Origin of the sequence: Halorubrum sp. CGM5_25_10-8B, assembly GCF_005435095.1 — an archaeon.
Taxonomy (GTDB): domain Archaea; phylum Halobacteriota; class Halobacteria; order Halobacteriales; family Haloferacaceae; genus Halorubrum; species Halorubrum ezzemoulense.
Map to the genome: position 1 here is coordinate 127,940 of NZ_SGTY01000004.1, position 20,388 is coordinate 148,327.

Below are 20,388 nucleotides of genomic sequence, written 5' to 3' on the forward strand. Positions count from 1 at the left end.
AATCGACATGACTGATCCAGCTGAAGGGCCTGATCGTCGGCCGATAGAGCGCGGATTTCCCATTTCAGAAGTCAGCGCCCTGGCCGAGCGAGAGGGACGAGCGAAGCTCCACTACCGCCCTCTGACCACGATGCACAAGTGGTGGGCTCGTCAGCTGGGAAGCGTTTTCAGAGCTATCTGTCTGTACACGCTGCTCGACGACCCAAACCGGGTCAATATCCGCGATTATCCCGGAGCCGGAAACGACGCATCTCTCTCGGAGTTTACAGACGACAACGGAGACAATGAACTCGACATCGGCGCACTGATTGACAACGTGGATCTGGAAACTCCGGGTGAACTCTGGGAACTGTACCCGCAAGACGTCCAGGTAGCGGATAGCACCGTTCTCGACCCGTTTATGGGTGGGGGGACCAGCCTACTCGAAGCCGGCCGCTTCGGTGCCTCGGTGACTGGAGTTGATCTGAATCCTGTCGCGTGGTTTGTGACAAAGAAAGAGTTCGAGGCGTCCGAAATCGACCCGGAAGATCTTGCGGACGCATTCGAACAGGTTGAGGCAGACGTTTCGGACGAACTCACCGAGCTATACCAAACAGACTGCCCGCATGACAGCAGCCACGTAGCCGATGTCGTATACGCACTCTGGGTCCGTTCGCTCGATTGCGTCTCTTGTGACGAGACAATTCCGCTGTTCAAAGACTACCGTGTCGCGAAGGGCCGGTACGCGGATAGCGACCACGATCATGTCCTTTGTCCGGACTGTGGTGAGCTCTTCTTGACGAACGACATCTCGACAGAATCCGTCTGCTCGGAGTGTGGGAACGAGTTCATTCCGGCCAACGGACCGGTGTCTCAGGGTGGGATGTACGGATGCCCCTCGTGCGGGCTCAAATACCCGATCGTCGACGCGATCGCGGAAGGTCAGTCGTACGAGGAAGAGCTGTACGCGATAGAGTACTACTGTACCGACTGTGAGGACGAGGGGGAAGAGCGGTCAACGTACAAGGGATATACGTCCCCGAGCCCCGGGGATGTCAAACGCTACGAGGACGCTGCTAAACGGTGGGCGGAGAACGACGACTTATCGAAGTATACCCCAGACGGAGAGATTCCGGACGGTTCGATCACAGCTGCTTCTTCGATTAGTGGAAACGATATCTTCCAGCATGGGTACGAGACGTGGCGAGACATGTTCAATGATAGGCAGTTATACTGTCTCGCCACACTCCTCCGATCGATCGACAATATCGACGATTCCGACGTCAAGGAATTCCTTTTGTTGGCGTTTAGCGATTCCTTGTTGTTCCAGAACAACTTCGCTCGGTACAACAGTGCGGGGAGCAAGATCGAGGGTGCGCTCGGTCGGAACTCCTACACTCCACGGACGAGCTACGCGGAGAACAACGTCTGGGGGACGAGGGCCGGGAGGGGTACCTTCACCACAACTTGGCAGAAACTCCGTGACGCGGTCGATTTCGCTCATGAGCCGACTGAGCGGTATCTCGAGAACGAGGAGCTCCATGAGACAGAATCGTTCGAGGAACTAATCAGTGGAGAGTACACGCTGCTTCAGGGTGATATGCGTGATGTTTCACTAGAGGAGGAGTACGATGCGGTCATCACGGACCCGCCGTACTACGACAACGTCGTCTACTCGGAGGTATCCGATTTCTTCTACGTTTGGCAACGGCTTCTCCTGTCGGATTCGTACGACTGTTTCGAACCCGAAACGACTCCACGGTCGGACAGTATCGTTTCTAATCCCGCGACAGGAAAGGACGGAGGCACGTTCGAGGACGAACTCAGAACCGCATTCGGGAGAATACGAGAGGTACTCGCTGACGATGGAATTTTGGTGTTCACCTATCGTAACGGCGACGCTGACACGTGGGGAGGTCTCGTCGACGCATTATGCTCGTCGCAGTTCGAGCTGACAGCCATGTACCCGATCGCTGCGAACGCGAGCGAGCTTTTCGGTGATAATAAGCCGAATGTTACGGTTATCGTCGTCGCACGTCCCGTAACTTCTCCGCAGAGAGAGCCAATTAGCTGGTCAGCCCTCCGACGGAAAGCACATCGGTCAGCCAAGCGTGCGAGAGAGCAAATCGAGGAAAGCGATCAATCGCCGTCCGAGGGAGAGATCTCACTGATGGAACTCGGACGATGCCTCCGAGAGTACTCGCAACACTATGCGCAGGTCCACCGTAGGGGAGAGACAATGGGTTCAGTCGAAGTAGTCGCTGAATTCCAGAACCTCGTTTCCGGCGAAATCACGCCTGATGAGATCTATCTCAGCCTCCTCGAAATAGAGACGCCGTCACGGCGAGACCTCCAACGACTCTGCTACAGCACCAACGTTTCTCCTGATGACCTCCAGCGCAAGGGGCTTATTACGGACGGCGACACGTTCGACGTCGCTACCTGGGGTGGTGAATCCCGGAAGGAGTATCTCGCGTCGACCCCGGACCCAGATCTGACGCCTCTCGACAAAATACATCTGCTCCGACAGGAGTCGGAAACCACCGGTGAGCTCCGCGACCAACGAGAGATGGATACAACAGACGAGCTCGTCGAATTGGCGGCAGAGCTAGCCAGACTTACGAACGACGACGGCTATCGAGGACTCTTTCATGAGTGAAACCAGCCACGACAGTGAAGACATTCGGGGTGAACGATGAGCGATATCGACGCAGTGGCGGGAATGTACAACATCGTAAATAAAGAGAGCCAGACCACGGCCGATTACCAGCTTCCACTCGACGAATTCATCCATCAACTGGAAGAGCGGACACTCCCGAAGGAGGTCTGCGTTGTCGGACTCGAAGAGGCACTCACCGAGGACGATGACCTCCGAGAACGACTCGTTTCGGTCATGCGGTCCGAGATGGATTTCTTGAACAATCAGCACCCACTCCCCTCGATCCAGTTCGCCGTTGACGGAGAGTTTCAGAGCGTCGGCGACAGTTTCGAAGTACAGATCGCTGGCGAGTTCTATGCGCTCGAACCGATCTTCGGTCGCCAGATCAAACGACGACGTGATGGGTGGCTAGCCACACCGTTCCGAGTCTAGCGGCTATAGTAGCGCGCGGGTCTCCGATTCTGTCGCTGTGCTTCCGTCCTCCATCTGCCGGACAAGAAAGAGCGTGATCGTTCCGTGATCGTCGTTGCCGTCGGGATCGTAGACCGGAACACACGTCGTCTGGTCGGGAGGATACTTTGGACTCCCATCGTCGTTCTGTTCGGTACAAATGTCCTTGATTCGAGATTTCGTCCATCCTCCGCCATTCTCAAGCTCGAGTTTGTTTGGCCCCCTCGTAGAGAACGTGATTGCGGAGATGATCTTGTTCGCGAACGACGACGGATTCGCAATACTGAATGGTCCGTTCACGTCCTTTATTTGTGAAAGGTCTTCGATGGTTGCGGTATCGAGACAGAGTATTCCCTCGTTGACGGCGTCGAACACCCCCAACTCCGGATACGACTCGGTTAACACGTCGAGCAGGTATTCTCGGAGGAGTGACTCGTAGCTTTCACAGGAAAATTCTCCGTCGGGAGAGACGATATCCACCGTGGCACCGGCGCGGTTCACGTCGAGTGACGTCCGATGATAAAGCGGACAGAGGAACGCCATTTGTTCGGACGTAGTCAGGTACGCGTAGGAGAACATACGCGAACGGGATCCGGACTCGTGGGCTGGGTTCTTCCCTTCACGGTAGTACTTCGAGTCCAAGACCGCGAGCGTCTCTTCACCGTCCGTAAGCAGATGATCCGGGTAATAGGTCGCATCGGTATTCCCTTCGAACGGGTAAACGGGGGGCTCCGCCTCACACTCGATTGTATCTAGTTGGTCGAGATGATCAATATCGTCGAGCGACCCGAGCGTTCGCGATAGCACGCGTTGTGTATAGTCCTCAAACAGCGAGTTCATACTGAGCGCGTAGTCTACGAGCAGCTCTTCGGGACCGCTCCCGGCCCGTCCGAGAAGAGTCGAGGCGAGAATAGACCGGGACGTGTGGAGTGCCCGCCGGTAGTAGTGGCGTTGCCGCGGAAGATCGGACAGCGAGATTTCTCGATACGCGCCGAGACGTTTCTGTGAACTCCTGACACCCCGTTCCTCGATTCGCTCGAGCTCCGCGTGAACCATCGAAAACAAGGCGTTCTGTTGGGGATGTGCCTGCTCGTGAGGTGTCTGCTGGAGCAACCGGAGCAGCAGCTTCCCCGCCATATGGATCGTCTCGTTGACGATGTTGCTGTACTCGACTTGAGTCTCGACCCACGTCGGCTCTGGGTTCCCGCTTGCCTGGTTCAGCAGCGTCTGTGACATATCGATCGAACCGATCCCCTCGAATCCGGTCCGGCGGCGGATTTCGAGGTTCCGGATGAACCCCTTTCGCTTGATCGTACGCAACCCTTGGACGTAGTTGATCGCGAAGATGGCGATAATTCTAGACGCGTCGATCCCCCCGGTCGTCATCTCATCCAGCGGAATCCCGTAGGGTGAGTCTGTTCGTTCGATCTCATAAACCGTCAACAGCATCCGGACGACGTCGTCCCAGTCAACCTTCGGTTCTATCTGAACACTCATCCCCGGCAGCAGTCGGACGACACCGACGACGTCGGAAGGTTCTACGTGGAGTGTATCCTCCACGATCCGAGCGGTGAGAACTTGTAGTCCATCCTCCTCCTCGTCGGCGTTAGACCGTCTACGGCGTAGCCGTGTGCGTCGTTTGACGAACTTGCTCCCTTCCCGAACAAAGTTTGCCGCACGGAGTTCGTCTTCGACACGGTCCGGGTCACAGCCTTCGACGACCAGCTTGTGGTTCTCTTGGACGCTACACAGCGACGTCCCGTACTCGCACCGTACTGGCCTACTCATAGGCGCTGACGCCCATGTCGCGTTCCTCGGCGGCGGCTTGTCGACGCGCCAAGTCGGCTGGCGCGCTCATGTCGAACCGGTACTGGTCGTCGAGCGTCTCGTAGTGGCTTGCGATACGATTGATCTGCGGGAGCGACGCCGTATTCAGAAGACGCGGCGCGACGTAGGTAGCGAACGCCTGTCCGACCGCCGTGATGGCCTCGCCGGCGTAGGGCCCGCCCGGTTCACAGGCGTATTTCAGGAACTTCGTCACGTCGACGTAGTGCATCGGGCCGAACTCCATGATGCCGCCCTCGCTGTTCGTCGTGGTCCCCTCGTTGATACCGCGGTGATGCTTCTCGAAGAGGTCTTTCAGCTCGTCGGTGTCGATGTTGCGGTCCGGGCCCGGCTCTAACTCGCCGATCCAGTCGTCGAACAGCGACGATCTGGCCTCGTCGCCGTATCGGCTCAACTCGATCATTGCGAAGCGACGAGTGATTGCGTTGTCCAACTCGTTGACCGTCCGGTCGGACATGTTCATCGTACAGATCAGCTTCAGATCGTCGTTCAGCGTCAGCCCGTTGCCCTCCTCGTCGCGGAAGATGACCTGGTCTTGGTCCTCGATGGCGGTGTACAGCGGGCCAAACACCTGCGAGATATCCGCACGAGTGATCTCGTCGATGATGACGGCGTAGTTGTCGCCGTATCGCTCGGCCTGCTGGATCCCCTGCGAGACACAGCCGGCGCGGCGGTGGTAGGTAATCTCGCCGTCTTTGGTCTCTGGCTGGATGCTACCGGTGATGTCCGCCGGGGTCCAGGTCGGCGTCGCGGTGTGGACCTCGTAGTCGACGCAGGTCGCCAAGGCGAGTTGCTTTGCGAAGTAGGTCTTGCCCGTGCCGGTCGGTCCGTAGAGCACGATAGGTTTGCCGACGGCGAGTGCGGTGCGAGCGTTGCGCTCGACGGTGTCCGGGACGAGGACGTCACCGAGATCGGCGTTGCGCTGGGCGACCGTCTGCTTCACATCGAGCGGTGCCGTCTCCGAGGTGAGGACCGCTTCTTTGAGCTGGATGCCGGCACCAGGAACGTCGACATCGATGGTGTGGTCTTCGACCAAGTAGCGGATCGCCTCCGGATCGGTCGTTCGGGTGATGAAATCCTTTGCCGTGGCGGCGTTACTGAGGAGAAATCCGCTGTACTCCTCGGCCTCCTCTCGATCGTAATCCTGGAAACTCGGCTTCCGGCCACTCATTACCCGACTGATATCGGGGAGCTATCATAAAACACGGTGCGATAATCCGATCCAACACGTGACGACATCGGGAGAGGCTCAACCGGAGTGCGACGTGGCGACGGCGGCCGAGCGCCGGGAAGTCCACGTCGGCCTTAGTAGTCTCCGATGGTTCGGTCGCCGCCGAAGAGTCGCCGGTAGGTATCATCGCCGCTGGCGTCGGCCAATTCATTGCAGAGGTCGCGGAGGTCGTCAGACACAGTCCATTTTTCGAGGTAGGGCTGGATCGACTTACCCTGCTCATAGCAGTAGCGCAGGAACTGAGCCTTATCGAGTGGCGTCATCCCGGCCTCGTCATCAGCCAGCCGGTCTTGGACGTACGCGAGACGCTTCTCGTCTTCCCACGTCCCGAGGACGAGTTCTCCGCCGTCCATCCAATAGAGACACATCTCTTTCATTTCGTCTGAGTTCGCGTCTGTTCCGCGCGTCAGCATGTTCAGATCGTCGTAGGTCGGGCTGTCGAGTTCGAGGAGATCAAGGAAAACGTCGATCTCACCGAGGTCGCTACCCTGTTGGATGATACCGTAGATTTCGTCGACGACTTCCTTCGCGCTCATCACGTCGCCGTCACGATTGACCGCGCCGTGGTGTTTCGAGTATTCGTGGAACGCCCGCCCCATCTCGATCACGCCGATGTTGCCGTCCGAGAGATCACGGTTCTCGGTGAGTCGCTCGTGGGTCTGTGTGGCCGTGCGAACGATGTTCCGGCGGAGCGAGTTCCACGAGATTGGCTGTCGATCGCCAGCTGGACGTGCGACGATGACGATGTCGAACGACACCGATTCGCCCTTCATGAACTTGTTTAGGTCGGAGTTAATCGGGTAAGTTGCCGTTACCTCGAATCCCGTTTCACAGAGCGATTCGAGCAGTTCGCCCCACGATTTTGAGCTACTGTGATGGTATGTGAACGCCACCACGCCGTCGTCTTTCAGCGCTGTGTTGATGCGAGAGAACGCTTGTTTCAGTTCTGACTCGAATTCAGTGTCTCCCTTGTTTGAAGCGGGATTGACGACGATACTCTCCGCCCGGGGTGTGTGCTCGGGCTCGAAGCAGTCATATTCGTCTTCGAGCCTCGGCTTCAGCCAAACGTAGAAGAAATCAGAGAGTTCGGAGTAGAGAATGTTATTGTAGTAAGGTGGATCTGTGATGACAGCGTCGTACTCGTCTTCTGCCTCAATGAGACGCATATCACCCTGATGGATGGTGGTGTTCCGTCCGATCGGCTGACTAAATTTGCCGGTTTCATGGGTCTCGCCGTCCTCCACGTAACGCTCAGTGGGAGCGTTGGCGTATTCGACCCCACGTTTCACCATGTCCCAGATCGATTCGAACGTTCCGCGGCCATACTTCGTGCCCCAGACGTTTCCTTCACACATCTCTCGAGGGGGATCAAAAGAGTTTGATTTAAATATATTTACAACTTTGTTATATGAATAATCATAACCGACCATCATAGAGTTCGTACGGAGAGTACCAGAAAGTGTCATTAAGAGATATTCCTTTATATTCTGGTCTTCGAGATCCTCTATTGCCTCAAGGATTTTTGAGAGGGAAAGTAGCTGTCTTTCATTAAACATATCTGTCCAGTTTTCAATTCCGTGTCGGGGCAAATTCCCGTTCCCCGGCATAGAGCCCTCAAATTGAGTTGCGTCAGTCTTCCATCCCGGACGAATAGACTTGTTCGGCACGAACTGGCGAAGAGAACCAGAATTTTTCCATTCTTGTTTTGCTTTCTGATAACGTTCTTCGTCCACGCTCGTGACTGATTTGTACCCTTTGACAGTCGATTTTGATCGCCCCTTATCATCACAATACTGGCAATAATACTCTAAAGCATAGAGTCGCAGGCCAAATTCATCACCTTCCTCGATCTGTTCAGTAATAGAATACTTTTGACCACACTCAGTACAGATGTAGTCGCCGTAATCTACGTTGCCCTGTTCCGGTACGAACTCATACCCACATTCGTCACACGAACACTCTTCACGCCAATCATCAACTAAGAAGACGGATTCACAATCTGGGCAGAGGACGTTGTACTTGTCGTCGTTCTCGTATCGTCCCTTCCCGATACGGAAATCCTGGTGTAACGGAATAGTGTGTTCACAGGACCGGCAGTCTATCTCCTTGACCCAGAAATTGTACATCACGTCCGCTTCATGATCACCGTGAGGACACTCCGTTTTATAGTAGTCAAGAATTTCGTCGGCAACGTCCGCCTTGACCTGCTCGAAGGCGTCTTCGAGATCCTCAACGCTTGTCTCTCCTGCTTCCAGTTCTTTCTTCGTGATAAACCACGCAACCGGATTCAAATCGTATCCGGTTGATTCAGCCCCGAATCGTGAGGCTTCGACTAGCGATGTTCCTCCTCCCATGAACGGGTCGAGGATTTTCTTGTCGTCAATACGCACGTCTTTGGGATAGAGCTCCCACAGCGACTCCGAATCAGCCAGGTCAACGTTCTCGATGAGGTTCTCGATGTTGCTGTGGCCGCCACCGAAATCACTGAGTGTCCCGTTTTCGCCCGGCTCAAAGATCTCGACCGCCTCGGGATCGTCAAGTAAGGTGTACAGAGAGATAGCCCGGAAAAGACAGCCTGGTCGACGTGCCCACCACTTGTGCATCGTATATACGGGGCGATACCACTGCTTCGCTCGGCCTTCTTTTTCAGCTATTTCGTTTATTCGTTCGATCGGAAAGCCGCGTTCGATGGGGAGTTCGGGTCGGCTTTCTGAGAGACGGGAGGATTCCTGTTCCATATCGGATATCAGGAGGGTTACGAGGAAGACAGATAAGTCCTCACTTCGGATTGCGGTGTGATCGAGTCTTCTACACAACCTATTTGATGGCCTACCGATTTGCTTGATACATGGACGAGCAGGACCTCGTCGATATCGAGGTCACGCACGATGACCCGGACGATATTTTCGACTCCTATTCGTCAGGAATCGCAGATTTTCTCTTCCACCGGCAGACCGTCGTCGCAAATCGCCTCCTTGCCGGCCAGCCTGACACCGAGCTCCGATCCCTCGCCGGCGTCGATACGGAGCAGGTGAAGCTCCTCGAACACCAGGTTGACGCCGCCCACCGCGCGCTCTTTGAGATGGATGGCAAGGCGCTGCTCGCCGACGAGGTCGGCCTCGGAAAGACGATCGAAGTCGGGATGATCCTCAAGGAGATGCACTACCGCGAGACCGACGGGTCGGTGTTGATCCTCACCCCGGCGCAGTTGGCCAAACAGTGGCAGGGGGAGCTCCGTGAGAAGTTCGGGTTGGAGTTCGTCTGTAACTACGACGACGAGTTTCAGGGGTTCGACGCCCACGACCGGATCATCGCGAGTATCGACACCGCGAAGAGCGATCGGCATCGGCCTACCGTGCTTGCCCGCGACTGGGATGTCCTCGTCATGGATGAGGCGCACTACGTCAAAAACGAGGAGACGGAGCGGTACGAGCTCATCGAGAACCTCACCTACGACTACGCGTTCTTCCTCACCGCGACGCCCATCCAGAACGAACTCACCGACCTCTACAACATCGTCACCCTGCTTCGCCCCGGACTGTTCGGCAGTCGAGACACCTTCCACCAGTACTTCATCGACAGCAGCCAGGAGACGCTGGTGAACCAGAACGAGCTCCAGCGCCGCCTGGGACAGGTAATGATCCGGAACCGGCGTGAGGAGACGGACATCGACTTCACGGACCGCATCATCGAAACTCGAACGTTCGAGCCGAGCGAGGCAGAGAAAGACCTCTACGACGCCGTCACTGAATATGTCCGCGGCGCGTACAGCCAGGACAACGGACAGAAGTTGGTGTTGATGCTGCTCCAGAAGGAGGTCGTGAGCAGTCCGGCCGCCTTGGAGGGAACGATTCGGAAGCAGCTCGACGAACAGAACGAGCTGACCCACCGCGACGAACTCGAAACGATTCTCGACAAGATTGATGCGATAGAATCGGTCACCAAGCAGGACCGACTATTCGACATCGTCGAGGAAGCCCGGAACCACGTCGAGATGGGCCGCGTTATCGTGTTCACCCAGTTCCGAGCGACGCAGCGGCAGGTGCTCAACGGGCTGGACGAACAGGGGTACACGACCCACGCGTTCCACGGGGGCCATTCGAGTCAAGAGAAGGAGGAGATCGTGGACCGATTCCGCGAGGAAGGCGGCGTCTTGGTGTCCACCGACGCGATGAACGAGGGGCGCAACCTCCAGTTCTGTAACATCATGGTCAACTACGACCTGCCGTGGAACCCGATGAAGGTCGAACAGCGAATCGGGCGAATCCACCGGATCGGCCAGAAACGTGAGGTGTACGTCTTCAACATGGGACTCAAGGGAACGATCGAGGAGTACGTCCTCGACCGGCTCTACCACAAGATCGACCTCTTCCAACAGACGGTCGGCGAGCTGAGCACGATACTGACCCGGCTGGAAGACTCCGGGCAGAGCTTCGAAGATGAGATCTTCGAACGGCTCGTGAACGCTGACTCCGAGGTCGATCTGGAGAATGACTTCGATTCGATGGCGATCGATCTCGAGCAACAGCAGGATCTCTCACAGAAGGTCAAGGCGTTCAACACCGGCGTCTTCGAGAGTTTCGATCTGGGGGCAAACGATGACTGATGCGACTCACGCGGTGACACAGTCGGCGTTGGAATCGTTTGCTCGCGAGTACCTCTCCGAACTCGGGGCGACGATACGTGATGACGGCGACCGGTGGCAGGTACAGCTGCCAAGCCACGTCGACGTCCAATTTACCGACTCCCACGAGTTCGATATCGTTCTAGATACAGAGACGGGAGCGGAACTGGACTCCACGCACATCCTGTCACCCGAAAGCGGATTTGCCCAACGACTGCTCGAGGAAGCGTCGGAAGTGGCCCCTATCGGTCAGGTGTCCCTTACCGAGGCGGTGACTAATGGCGAGTATCAGTATCCCCCATGGATTCTCGAAAGCGATGTCGACGTGGACGACGCTACGTTTAGCCCGTATTATGATCGGACCGCGATCTGTGTGTTCGTCCGGATCGATATCGAGACTGTCAGCGAGTACCAGACGCAGTTCCTGGAAGCGGTAACTGTCGATGTCGAATCGAATGAGCCACTTCCGAATATGACGGAGCTACTCGTTGAGCAGTTTTTCACGCCCAAATCGGCCTGGCCAACAGAAGCAACTGAAGATGATGTGTCCCGGGCAGAAACAATCGCAACTGAGAAGCTACACGACGTGTTTTCGACTGGACAGAAAGCCGCAGTAGAAAATGTAGAGGATGAGATCGCTGAAGTCCGTCAATCGGCATCACGAGCGGCAGATTCGGAATTCGAAGAGTATCGGCAGCTACAGGAACAACGCATAAGCGAGCTTCAAAAGGAGATCAGTTCTCTCTCGACCCGTCTTCAAGGGCTCAGTACAGAAGTTGACGAGGTGGAATCACCGCAACAACGTGTAGAAGCACTTGAGAAGCGAAAAGAACTCAAAGAGGAGAAGGAGCAAATCGAAAGCGAACTCGAGGGAATCCTCCAAGAGAAGTCTAGTGGGTATTCACAACAAAAGGAGGAGATCGACCGACGACACGCGATCAAAGTCAACACAGAACCGAAGGCGTTCACGGTCGTTCTATACGAGCGTGGAGAGATCGAATTAGAACTGGGAACTGGTGGGAGGACTGCTGTCATGCGTGCTCCGTACGCAATTGGTGCTGGTGTAACAGACAGTGTTCGGTGTGAGAACTGTAAAAAACCGCTTTCCGGGGAGAACCCAGTTTATCTGAGTGCCGGAGGTGTGTGCTGTCGATGCTGTCGGTGAAATGTAATGTGCGAGTTCAGACATCACCCTGTTCTCGAAGAACCGTTGCGACATCCCCCAGACGCTCCGATTCCTTCGGGAGGTTCTCAAGCGCCGTATCAAGATCGACCGCAAGCGAGTACTGGTTTTCGTCGCCACGACCCCGTCCCTGTCGCTTGTTGAGCACGTTCGTATCGGCGAGATCATTGAGCCGGTCACGGAACCGGCGGTTTGAGAGCACGTTCACGTCCACGTACTCACAGAAGGTCTTGTACTGAGTGTAGATCGGTGTCGTCGTCACAGGTGTGTCGCCCTGTATTCCGTGATACGTGACTGCCATGAGCGCGAGCATTCGCTGGTTCGGGAGCGTCTGAATCCCCGACTCGATGGCCTTCGTCTCAAGGAAGTCCCGTGCCTCGCGCACGTGCTCTTCTGTGACGGTCGTCTCGCCCCTATCGTCGGCAAACCGAGTCGCACGGAACAACAGGCGGATCGCCTCGCGAGCGTCTCCCGTATCCTGTGCGCCTAGCGCCGCGGCAAGCGGGATCGTGTCGTCGCTCAGAATCTCGCTTCGGAGATGCTGGTAGTCCTCGATACCGTCCTCGAAATACGTGTCACGGAGGGCACCGATGGCACGCCGTGCGAGGATGTTGCGGAGTTGGTCAGCGTCGTAGGGCTCGAAGCGGACCTCGTCCTCACCGAGGCTCGACCGGACGTCGGCATCGAGGTTCTCGCGGAACTGGAGGTCGTTCGTAATTCCAATGAGGGAGAGACGGACGCCATCCGGATTCGACCGCGGGAGTTCGTAGAGGATGTAGTCGTCGTCACCGATGGCATCGATCTCGTCGAGGACAACGATGACCGTCCCGCCGACCTTCTCCAGATTCTCGATCACCATGTTGAGGAGGGTCTTCCGCTGGTGACCGCTCGGGAGCTCCTCACCGGGCCCAAATCGCTTCTCACGGAGTCGCTTGACGAGATGTGTCAGGACGTGGTAGGAGCCGTCCATGCCCTTACAACGAATGTGGACCACAGTGAGATCCATCTCAGAGTCGGCAGCGTACTCCTGGAGTTGGTCGGTCTTGAGGCGGATTCCGACGGTCTTCCCCTGCCCGGACTGCCCGTACACGATCAGGTTGAGCGGCGTTGAGCCCATTGTCGCTGGACGGAGGGCGGAGTGGATCTGATCGAGTTCCACCTCGCGCTCCGGCAGCGACTCGGGCTGATACGTCTGCTCGTTGGGGTTGAGGACGTCCATGTCCTCGAAGATCGTGTCCTCGTCGCCGAACGCCTTCATACGCTCCCGTTTTCAGGTATTATACATAAACCCCCGTGTCCTACATGTCTTCCTGTCTGAGATACGGGTATGCGTCCTGAAAGCCACCACCAGTTCTCTTCCGGTTCTACTGTGCTCTGGGTGGCAGCGGGGGATGGAGGGGGGTGCGTCCAGCAAACCACTGAGATACTCGACTGTTGCTCCAGTGTCCCCATAACCAGCCACGATCCCAGAACTGCTCTGTACCCGATACGACACTCGTATTCATCGGCTCAGGACCGCGTAACCCTGGGAGGGGGGTGCGTCCGGCAACGGACCGCAGCGAATGACGCTTCAAGAATAGTCGGCTCACAACATTTTATCAAAACTCCCGGAGACGCATGTCTATGGGTCAAAACGTCTCGCGAATCCACGAGCACGACCTCCGCTCGGTGTGGGAGAACGAAGAGCGGGATTTCACGAGATGGTTGACAGAGAACATCGACCTGCTCGCGTCTGAGTTGGGGATAGAAATTGAAGACGCGCGAGCCGAAGAAGCCGTCGGCGACTTTTCGGCCGACATCGTCGCACGGGAGATGAACACGGGCGAGACCGTTGTCATCGAGAATCAATACAATCGGACGGACCACGACCACTTGGGGAAGCTTCTGACGTACTCGTCGGGGAAGAACGCCGGGTTCACGATGTGGCTCGCCGAGGAGTTCCGGCCGGAGCACCGGAGCGTCCTCGAATGGTTGAACGAAACCGGGCCGAAGGGTGCGAAGTTCTTCGCGATCAGACCCCGTATCGTGAGTATCGAGGGATCCGAGGAGCGTGGGTTCGAGTTCGAAGTCGTCGTTGAGCCGAACGAATGGGAACGCGAGGTGAGTACCGAGTCGCTTTCCGATTCCGAGCACAGCTACCGTCAGTTCTTCGCCGAGATGGTTGAGGCGTACGCGCAGCGACGTCCGAACTGGTACAAACTCAAACCTGGGCCTCGGAACTACCTGACGTTCAGCGCCGGTATCTCAGGCGTCCGATTCGGCTGGGTGTTCCACCAGGGGCCGGAGTTCTCCGTCGAACTCTACATCTCCACGTCGGATAAGGAACGCAACGAGGAGATATTCGAGGCGCTGAAACGCGACCGAACGGAGATCGAGAGCAATATAGGCGTCGAGTTAGCGTGGGAACGTTTGCCTGAGAAACAAGCATCCCGGATCAAACAGCCTGAAGATATTGATCGGACCATCACCGATCTCACCGCAGACCAGCGAAATCACTTGGTGGAATGGGGGGTGGATGCGATGGACGAATTCCAGGAGGAGTTCGAACCACGTCTTTCCGCTCTCGGCTCCAACTGATCGTTGCTTCTATTGGTGTAACGAGCTCGCTGTGTAGGTGCCTTCCATCCTCCCTGTCTTGTCGGACGCACCCCCCCCCTCCCCTAGGTTCTATTTTGAATTACCCCAACCTCTGCCGCTCGACTTGAGCTTCTCCCCCTAAAACCGTCACTAACCATGTGGAGGGGACGTTTTCCCGTGTCGATGTGCTAATCTCCGCAGTCGGGCCCGTGATGATGAGAGGTGTCTCGTAGCCCGCTATGGAAGCGCGACTCCCGACGTGTAGATGCCCCGAGACGATTAGGTCCAACCACCCCTCGGCCGAGTCGAGGAACTCCCTGAGATCTAGATGATTCGGATCAGTCCGATGGATCGGTGACCCATTCTCGTCGACTGCCGGATACGGCGTGTCGTGTAGGACGAGGATCGATACCGATTCCCCGTCGTCGCCGGGCTTCTCCGGCGGCGGACTCGAAAACCCTCCCGCCCCGTAATCAAGTCCAGAAAGTCGGACGGCACCGTCGCCAAGCACCACGGTCTCACCACCGATATGGATTTCTGGACCCTGACGTAACGTTCTGTTACCCGCTTCGTTGTCGTGGTTCCCGTGGATGTAGTACAGCGGGACCCCCGCCTCGTGGGTGCGTCGGATCTCCTCGCGAACGTGATCCCTATCGTTCTGGGTTATCTCGTGGTCGAACACGTCGCCAGCGTGGACGACTGCGTCGACGTCGAGGCCCCGAGCACGGGCGAGACTCCGACTGAACGTCTGTCTGTTGTCGACCTCTCGGGCCCACGGCGGCTTGGTATTTGACGCCCGATGGCGATACCCGACGTGCGTATCGCCGAGGACAAGGAGCCGTAACCGGTCTGATTCGGGTGTAACCCGCTCGACAGCAAAATCCGCGTTACTATGGATCCGCAGCTCCGGACCCGAAGCGTCGATGTATCGCTTCGCTCGTCCGCCCCTGATCGCGTACGTAGCACCGACCTCCCACTCGACCGTTACGTCGTGTTTCTTCCAAGTAACGACCTGTAGCTCCACCCTGTCAGCATCAGTCGCGATGAGTTCCACGTCTCGAGGCGGCTTGGGATGGGTGTTGACGTCGTGGACCGTCACCTCCAACGGGCCCGTTACGGACTGATTGTGCCGGAGGCCGCTAGTGGTTTCCACGAGTCACGCGACTTCGGATATCCTGTTAGTTCTGCTGATACTGAGGGCTAGATCGATCTTGGACATTCTGCTAAGTGGGTGTCCGGAACGAATCGAGCGACCCAACTCGTCACTGTCGCGCGAGAACTTCCCCGACACAAACACCCCGATATTGATGCGCTTCTCACGGGTGGACGAACCTCTTTGTGGAGGATATGAAACACCAATATCGGCGTGCTGTATGGTGATTCGACGAGATGGATCGTTCGTCGATGTGAATTGGTAGATAGCCTGTGATTCCGCCTCCGTAGTTGGCAACCAGACGCTGATACAGAAGCATAATTGGTAACAGAAGAATCCAATCGATCATATTTGTCCCGGAATCACAACCAATTTTGACAGGAATTGGTGGATATAGGCTGTCCAACCACCAATTCTAACCAACCTATATCAGTAAGTTCGGTCTGCGCACTGACGTGACCAATCGCACTGAATCGGTCGCCGCTCGTATCGACTCGGAGTCGAGGACCAAGCTCACCCGCGCTGCCAAGGAGTGTAACCTCACCGTCTCGGCATACCTCGAGGGCGTTATCGAGGAACACATCGACCGGAACCCCCGCGATCTTCGAGCACTCGAATCGTCTTCTTCCCGGGGTTCCGACCAGGCGATGACCACTACATCTGAGGAATCACCGGATGGATTTGTCGAGGAAATGCTCGAGGGGTTAGAGTAACCGTGTCCAACGAAGTCCCTTCCATCGCCGAGCCGGACAGCCTGGAGAATCGTCTCGAGGAACTGCTCGAGCAGACGACCGAATCGCTCGAACCGACCGCTCCGGAGCGAGCCCTCGAACTCTACCTTGACGACAAGGCCCGCGACTGCCAGGAGGCGACCGTCAATGCCCATCGCTCCCGGCTCGGATTCTTCGTCGATTGGTGTAACGACCAAGGCATCGATACGCTCGACCAACTCTCCGCTCGCGACCTCCACGAGTTCCGCGTGTGGCGGCGCGAGGACCTCAACGTCGTCAGCGAGAAGACACAGATGGACTCGCTGCGCGTGTTCATCGAGTGGTGCGAGACTATCGACGCCGTCGAGTCCGGACTGTACCGAAAGGTCGACTCACCGAACCTCGACAACGCTGAGAACGCGCGAGATACCGTACTCAACGCGGAACGCGCCCAAGAGATCCTCGCCTACCTCGAGCGATACGAGTACGCCACGACGGAGCACATCTGCTGGGTCGTTCTCACGGAAACGGGTGTACGCTTGGGAGGAGCTCGTGCCCTCGACGTGGGCGACTACCAAGCCGACGCGGAGACGCCCCACATCGAGATCCATCATCGCCCGGACTCAGATACACCAATCAAGAACAAGGAACCGGGTGAGCGTCGCGTCGCAATCAGCGAAGAGGCGTGTGACGTGATTGACAACTACCTCGAACAGCGCCGTCCGGACGTCGTCGACGACCACGGCCGAGAGCCGCTCCTCGCGACCCAGCGAGGCCGCGTGGGGACGTCGACCATCCGGACCTACGTGTACCGGTGGTCGCGGCCATGCGCTATCGGTCGGGAGTGTCCACACGACCGCGACCCCGACGACTGCGAAGCCGCCAACAACGAGGCGCGATTCGCGCGCTGTCCGTCGAGTGTCACTCCCCATCCCATCCGCCGGGGGTACATCACGCAGCTGCTCCGGGCAGGCGTTCCGGTCGAAATCGTCAGCGACCGGTGTAACGTCTCGCCGACGATCATCGACCAGCATTACGACGTTCGGTCGAAAGAGGACAAAATGAAGCAGCGGCAGGAAGCTCTTGACGATGTGGGCGGTCGTGGCTCGTCGTACACCTAGTCGTCACGTCCGACTATCGGGTGTCGCAGACACAGACGCCGCCTTCCCGTATCCGATCCGTGACGTGCTGATGAAGGCTGCGAGAGAGCGCGTACTACTCAAACAGTATATTGAAAAGTGGGTAGTACGGCTCTGTTGAAATCCTCTATCGGTGATATATTCTTGCGACCGTGCTGAATATAGAGCGTGTATTTACCACCGCTAGATTTTCGGCGGTGGATGTCAGCGTAAGTGATATGGCGAAACTGCTTGCCGAAGTTCAGACAAGCCAAGGAAAAGACGTTGCAAAGGTCTACCAGACCCCCAACAAAGATCATCAGCACGAGATTAGAACGGTAGGCACTCCCTCAGAAACAGATAGAATCCATGGCGGTATGGTGGAAACAAAAGACTCTATTAGGAGTAATACGAGCGATTTTCTTGACTCAATAAACCATCCTGATTCTGGCAGCAGTCTCCACGTATATCTCGCATAATTGATCAAAGAAATTGCTGTATAAGCGCCCTGTATTCAGCACGCCGTTTATATAAGGTTTAGAAGATTTCAACAGAGCCTTCTCACACTATACTACTTGGAAGTGTAACTTCCAGGACCGGATTTAGGCTACCAGAGCGTATTTCATCTGGACATCCGAAAGAGCAGTCAATGCAAGAGGACAGGTGGCCAACAGCGAACCGGTTCGTGGGTGGGAAGAAGCATCGAGTCAAGAACGTTGTAGCCGTTCTTGAGTTCGTTTCCGAAAACCGGCCTAACCAATCGACGCTGTTCGATTGGATGAAGACTCACACCGCTCTTGGGACAGAGTCAACGTTCTATAAGCACATCAAATTCATCGTCAACATCCGCTTGCTTAATATCTTTGACGGGAATCTGAATGAGGGAAATGCACAATTCAGCGTTGGTTCGTTCGGTACCAAGATATTAGATGCGAAAGACGCTGGCGAACCTGTTGAACACTCTATTTTCGAAGCACTCTCGACCCACGTAATCGGGTTTGACCATCTTCTCAACGAATTGCAGGAGGGGCCGATCGACGTCGATGAGCGTCGATCTGTACTGGAAGGGGCCTTCGACTTACGGGAAGTGCCCGACGGAGTCGACCAGAAGCATTATATTTGGCTTGAAGCTCTCGGCTACGTTGAGAAGGTCGACGGTCAGTATGTCCTCACCGATTTCGGACGCAGGGTTTCCGGGAACACGTCAGGTAACCAGCGTCCGATCGAGTCTCGAGCCCCAAGCGAACTGAGAAGGCGCTCTTCAACACAGCAAGGAAGTGGAAATACCACAGACTCCACGGAGATCAGCTACGTCGCTGATCTGCAGACAATCTCTCGAAAGACCGAAACACACGAGCAGGTACTGGATACTCTCGAATTGGAACTCGATTCCCTCGGATTCGATTGTTTCGAGACGGAACACAGTGACCTACTCGCCGTTGACGACGAAAGAGTGCTAATTGTGGAGGCGAAGACAGTGGACCCATCGTCAGCCTTCGATCAAATTCGACGCGCTATCGGTCAGCTCTTCGAGTACGAATACTACGACGTCATCAGTAGAGACGATTGGCAGTCGATACAGTCGAGGAAGTGTCTTCTACTGGACCGGCCGCCCGGAGAGGAGTTGCGTCGATATCTCGAACATCTTACGACGAAGAGCATCGTAGTTCTCTGGGTGGACGGAGACAGTATCGCGGGGCCATCTTGGAAAGAGCTGAGAGAGGACAGGTAAATCGCTTTCTGCCGCTCGCCTTCTTGGAACGTTTGAGATGTGGAATCCTTAGCCGATCGATCGTTGGATGCCTTTACTGGAATAACCAGGTCTGCTGATTACGGTTCAAAATCCCCAATCGAGGCTTGTTGGATAGTTCGTCGTTGGTTATCGACTGGTACGTTTGTCGCGATTATTTCATTGACCTCGCCGCGAGATGTCTCGTCACTGTTGATACTTCGCGTGGCTCCCTCGTTCTCGACGGTGAAGCCCTCGACCTCGTCGTAAAGGTCGAACATAACTGCGCTGTTCGAGAGAACGAAGAACACACCGTTCTCTTGGAGTTCTTTACAGATCCCCAGCAATCGTTCTTGATCCTCGCGTTCGAACCCTTCAGCACTGTATTCTGCGAAGTTAGCTGTCTGAGACATCGGTTCGTAAGGAGGGTCGAAATATACCAGATCCCCTTGACTGACAACCTCACCGATGTACTCGAAATCATCGTTACGAATCTCTGTGTTTTTGAGGGCTGTACTTGCAGCACGGATCTCGCTCTCTCGTACCCAGTCTGGATTTTCGTACCGACCGATAGGGACGTTGAAGCCACCATTACTGTTCTCGCGGTAAAGCCCATTGTAGCATGTCCGGTTGAGATATAGCAGTAAGGCAGCCTCCTCTAATTTGTCCTCAGATGTTTCCGGCCACGTTTCGTCTGCGTAGGGACGTCGGTTGAAGAGCGCTCGCTGCTGATAGAAGTATTCGTCTATGGACTTGCCTTTCCAATTTTCTGTCGCAAAATCCTCTTCTGGATTTGGCTCACTGCTAGGATCTCGAAACTCTTCCAGTCGCTCAATGAGTTCGTCCGGCCGGTCTCGAACGATTTCGTAGAAGTTCACTAAGCGTGGATTCGTGTCGTTGATCGTTCCGTCCCCAGGCTCTAAGTCGAAAAATACCGCACCACCGCCAAAGAATGGTTCGTGAAAGTGTCCATACTCTTCAGGAAACCGCGCGTAGATCTCGTCCAAGAGTTGTCGCTTTCCACCCGCCCATTTCAAGACTGGCTTTGCCATCAATTCGAATTATTGCGGGCCGCGACTTAAACGAAGGCTATCATCCCATTTGAAACAAATTCAACAGCTCGTTAGGAT

15 protein-coding genes are annotated in these 20,388 nt (G+C 56.0%); 9 read left to right on the top strand and 6 right to left on the bottom strand.

Going from position 1 to position 20,388, the window contains the following annotated elements; genetic code table 11:
- Positions 1–7: 7 nt before the first annotated feature.
- Together EXE51_RS05030 and EXE51_RS05035 are read left to right on the top strand one after the other, a co-directional pair.
- Positions 8–2,638, top strand: coding sequence for a DUF1156 domain-containing protein (locus EXE51_RS05030; protein ID WP_137692124.1), 2,631 nt, complete (start codon positions 8–10; stop codon positions 2,636–2,638).
- A 36-nt stretch (positions 2,639–2,674) separates the two neighbouring features.
- Positions 2,675–3,070: a hypothetical protein gene (locus tag EXE51_RS05035; RefSeq protein ID WP_137692125.1), complete on the top strand. Its 396-nt coding sequence runs from the start codon at positions 2,675–2,677 to the stop codon at positions 3,068–3,070.
- 3 nt (positions 3,071–3,073) lie between these two features.
- On the opposite strand, the gene EXE51_RS05040 is transcribed toward EXE51_RS05035, so the two are convergent.
- The 3 genes from EXE51_RS05040 to EXE51_RS05050 all read right to left on the bottom strand — a co-directional run bounded on the left by EXE51_RS05040 (position 3,074) and on the right by EXE51_RS05050 (position 8,902).
- The gene (locus EXE51_RS05040) at positions 3,074–4,876 is read right to left on the bottom strand and encodes a hypothetical protein (RefSeq protein ID WP_137692126.1); all 1,803 of its coding nucleotides are present in this window, start codon (positions 4,874–4,876) and stop codon (positions 3,074–3,076) included.
- Positions 4,869–6,104: an AAA family ATPase gene (locus EXE51_RS05045; RefSeq protein WP_137692127.1), complete on the bottom strand. Its 1,236-nt coding sequence runs from the start codon at positions 6,102–6,104 to the stop codon at positions 4,869–4,871. Before EXE51_RS05045 ends, EXE51_RS05040 begins: the two co-directional genes overlap by 8 nt.
- A gap of 134 nt (positions 6,105–6,238) precedes the next feature.
- Positions 6,239–8,902 carry a DUF1156 domain-containing protein gene (locus tag EXE51_RS05050; protein ID WP_137692128.1) on the bottom strand — a complete coding sequence of 888 codons (2,664 nt, stop codon included), beginning with the start codon at positions 8,900–8,902 and terminating at the stop codon, positions 6,239–6,241.
- 110 nt (positions 8,903–9,012) lie between these two features.
- On the opposite strand from EXE51_RS05050, the gene EXE51_RS05055 reads away from it, so the two are divergent.
- Both EXE51_RS05055 and EXE51_RS05060 read left to right on the top strand, forming a co-directional pair.
- Positions 9,013–10,770, top strand: a complete 1,758-nt coding sequence (locus EXE51_RS05055; RefSeq protein ID WP_137692129.1) for a DEAD/DEAH box helicase — start codon at positions 9,013–9,015, stop codon at positions 10,768–10,770.
- Positions 10,763–11,953: a hypothetical protein gene (locus EXE51_RS05060; RefSeq protein WP_137692130.1), complete on the top strand. Its 1,191-nt coding sequence runs from the start codon at positions 10,763–10,765 to the stop codon at positions 11,951–11,953. Before EXE51_RS05055 ends, EXE51_RS05060 begins: the two co-directional genes overlap by 8 nt.
- Before the next feature lie 16 nt (positions 11,954–11,969).
- Here EXE51_RS05060 and EXE51_RS05065 read toward each other — a convergent pair whose 3' ends face one another.
- Positions 11,970–13,229 carry a Cdc6/Cdc18 family protein gene (locus EXE51_RS05065; RefSeq protein WP_137692131.1) on the bottom strand — a complete coding sequence of 420 codons (1,260 nt, stop codon included), beginning with the start codon at positions 13,227–13,229 and terminating at the stop codon, positions 11,970–11,972.
- Positions 13,230–13,594: 365 nt separating this feature from the next.
- Here EXE51_RS05065 and EXE51_RS05070 point away from each other — a divergent pair, with 365 nt between their 5' ends.
- On the top strand, positions 13,595–14,548 hold the full coding sequence (locus EXE51_RS05070) for a DUF4268 domain-containing protein (RefSeq protein ID WP_137692132.1): 954 nt from the start codon (positions 13,595–13,597) through the stop codon (positions 14,546–14,548).
- Between the two features lie 100 nt (positions 14,549–14,648).
- Here the strand turns inward: EXE51_RS05070 and EXE51_RS05075 are convergent, their stop codons facing one another.
- The gene (locus EXE51_RS05075; protein ID WP_241990584.1) at positions 14,649–15,701 is read right to left on the bottom strand and encodes a metallophosphoesterase; all 1,053 of its coding nucleotides are present in this window, start codon (positions 15,699–15,701) and stop codon (positions 14,649–14,651) included.
- A 455-nt stretch (positions 15,702–16,156) separates the two neighbouring features.
- On the opposite strand from EXE51_RS05075, the gene EXE51_RS05080 reads away from it, so the two are divergent.
- From EXE51_RS05080 to EXE51_RS05100, 4 genes are all read left to right on the top strand, one after another.
- Positions 16,157–16,414 (top strand): hypothetical protein, encoded by a 258-nt coding sequence (locus EXE51_RS05080; protein WP_137692133.1) that lies wholly within the window; start codon positions 16,157–16,159, stop codon positions 16,412–16,414.
- Positions 16,415–16,416: 2 nt separating this feature from the next.
- Positions 16,417–17,532 (top strand): site-specific integrase, encoded by a 1,116-nt coding sequence (locus EXE51_RS05085; protein WP_137692134.1) that lies wholly within the window; start codon positions 16,417–16,419, stop codon positions 17,530–17,532.
- A 236-nt stretch (positions 17,533–17,768) separates the two neighbouring features.
- Complete coding sequence (locus EXE51_RS05095; RefSeq protein ID WP_137692135.1) at positions 17,769–18,008, top strand: hypothetical protein; 240 nt, start codon at positions 17,769–17,771, stop codon at positions 18,006–18,008.
- Positions 18,009–18,178: 170 nt separating this feature from the next.
- A complete protein-coding gene (locus tag EXE51_RS05100) occupies positions 18,179–19,261 on the top strand; it encodes a hypothetical protein (RefSeq protein ID WP_137692136.1) in 1,083 nt (360 codons plus the stop codon).
- A 98-nt stretch (positions 19,262–19,359) separates the two neighbouring features.
- Here EXE51_RS05100 and EXE51_RS05105 read toward each other — a convergent pair whose 3' ends face one another.
- Positions 19,360–20,310 (bottom strand): Dam family site-specific DNA-(adenine-N6)-methyltransferase, encoded by a 951-nt coding sequence (locus EXE51_RS05105; protein WP_137692137.1) that lies wholly within the window; start codon positions 20,308–20,310, stop codon positions 19,360–19,362.
- Positions 20,311–20,388: the final 78 nt, after the last annotated feature.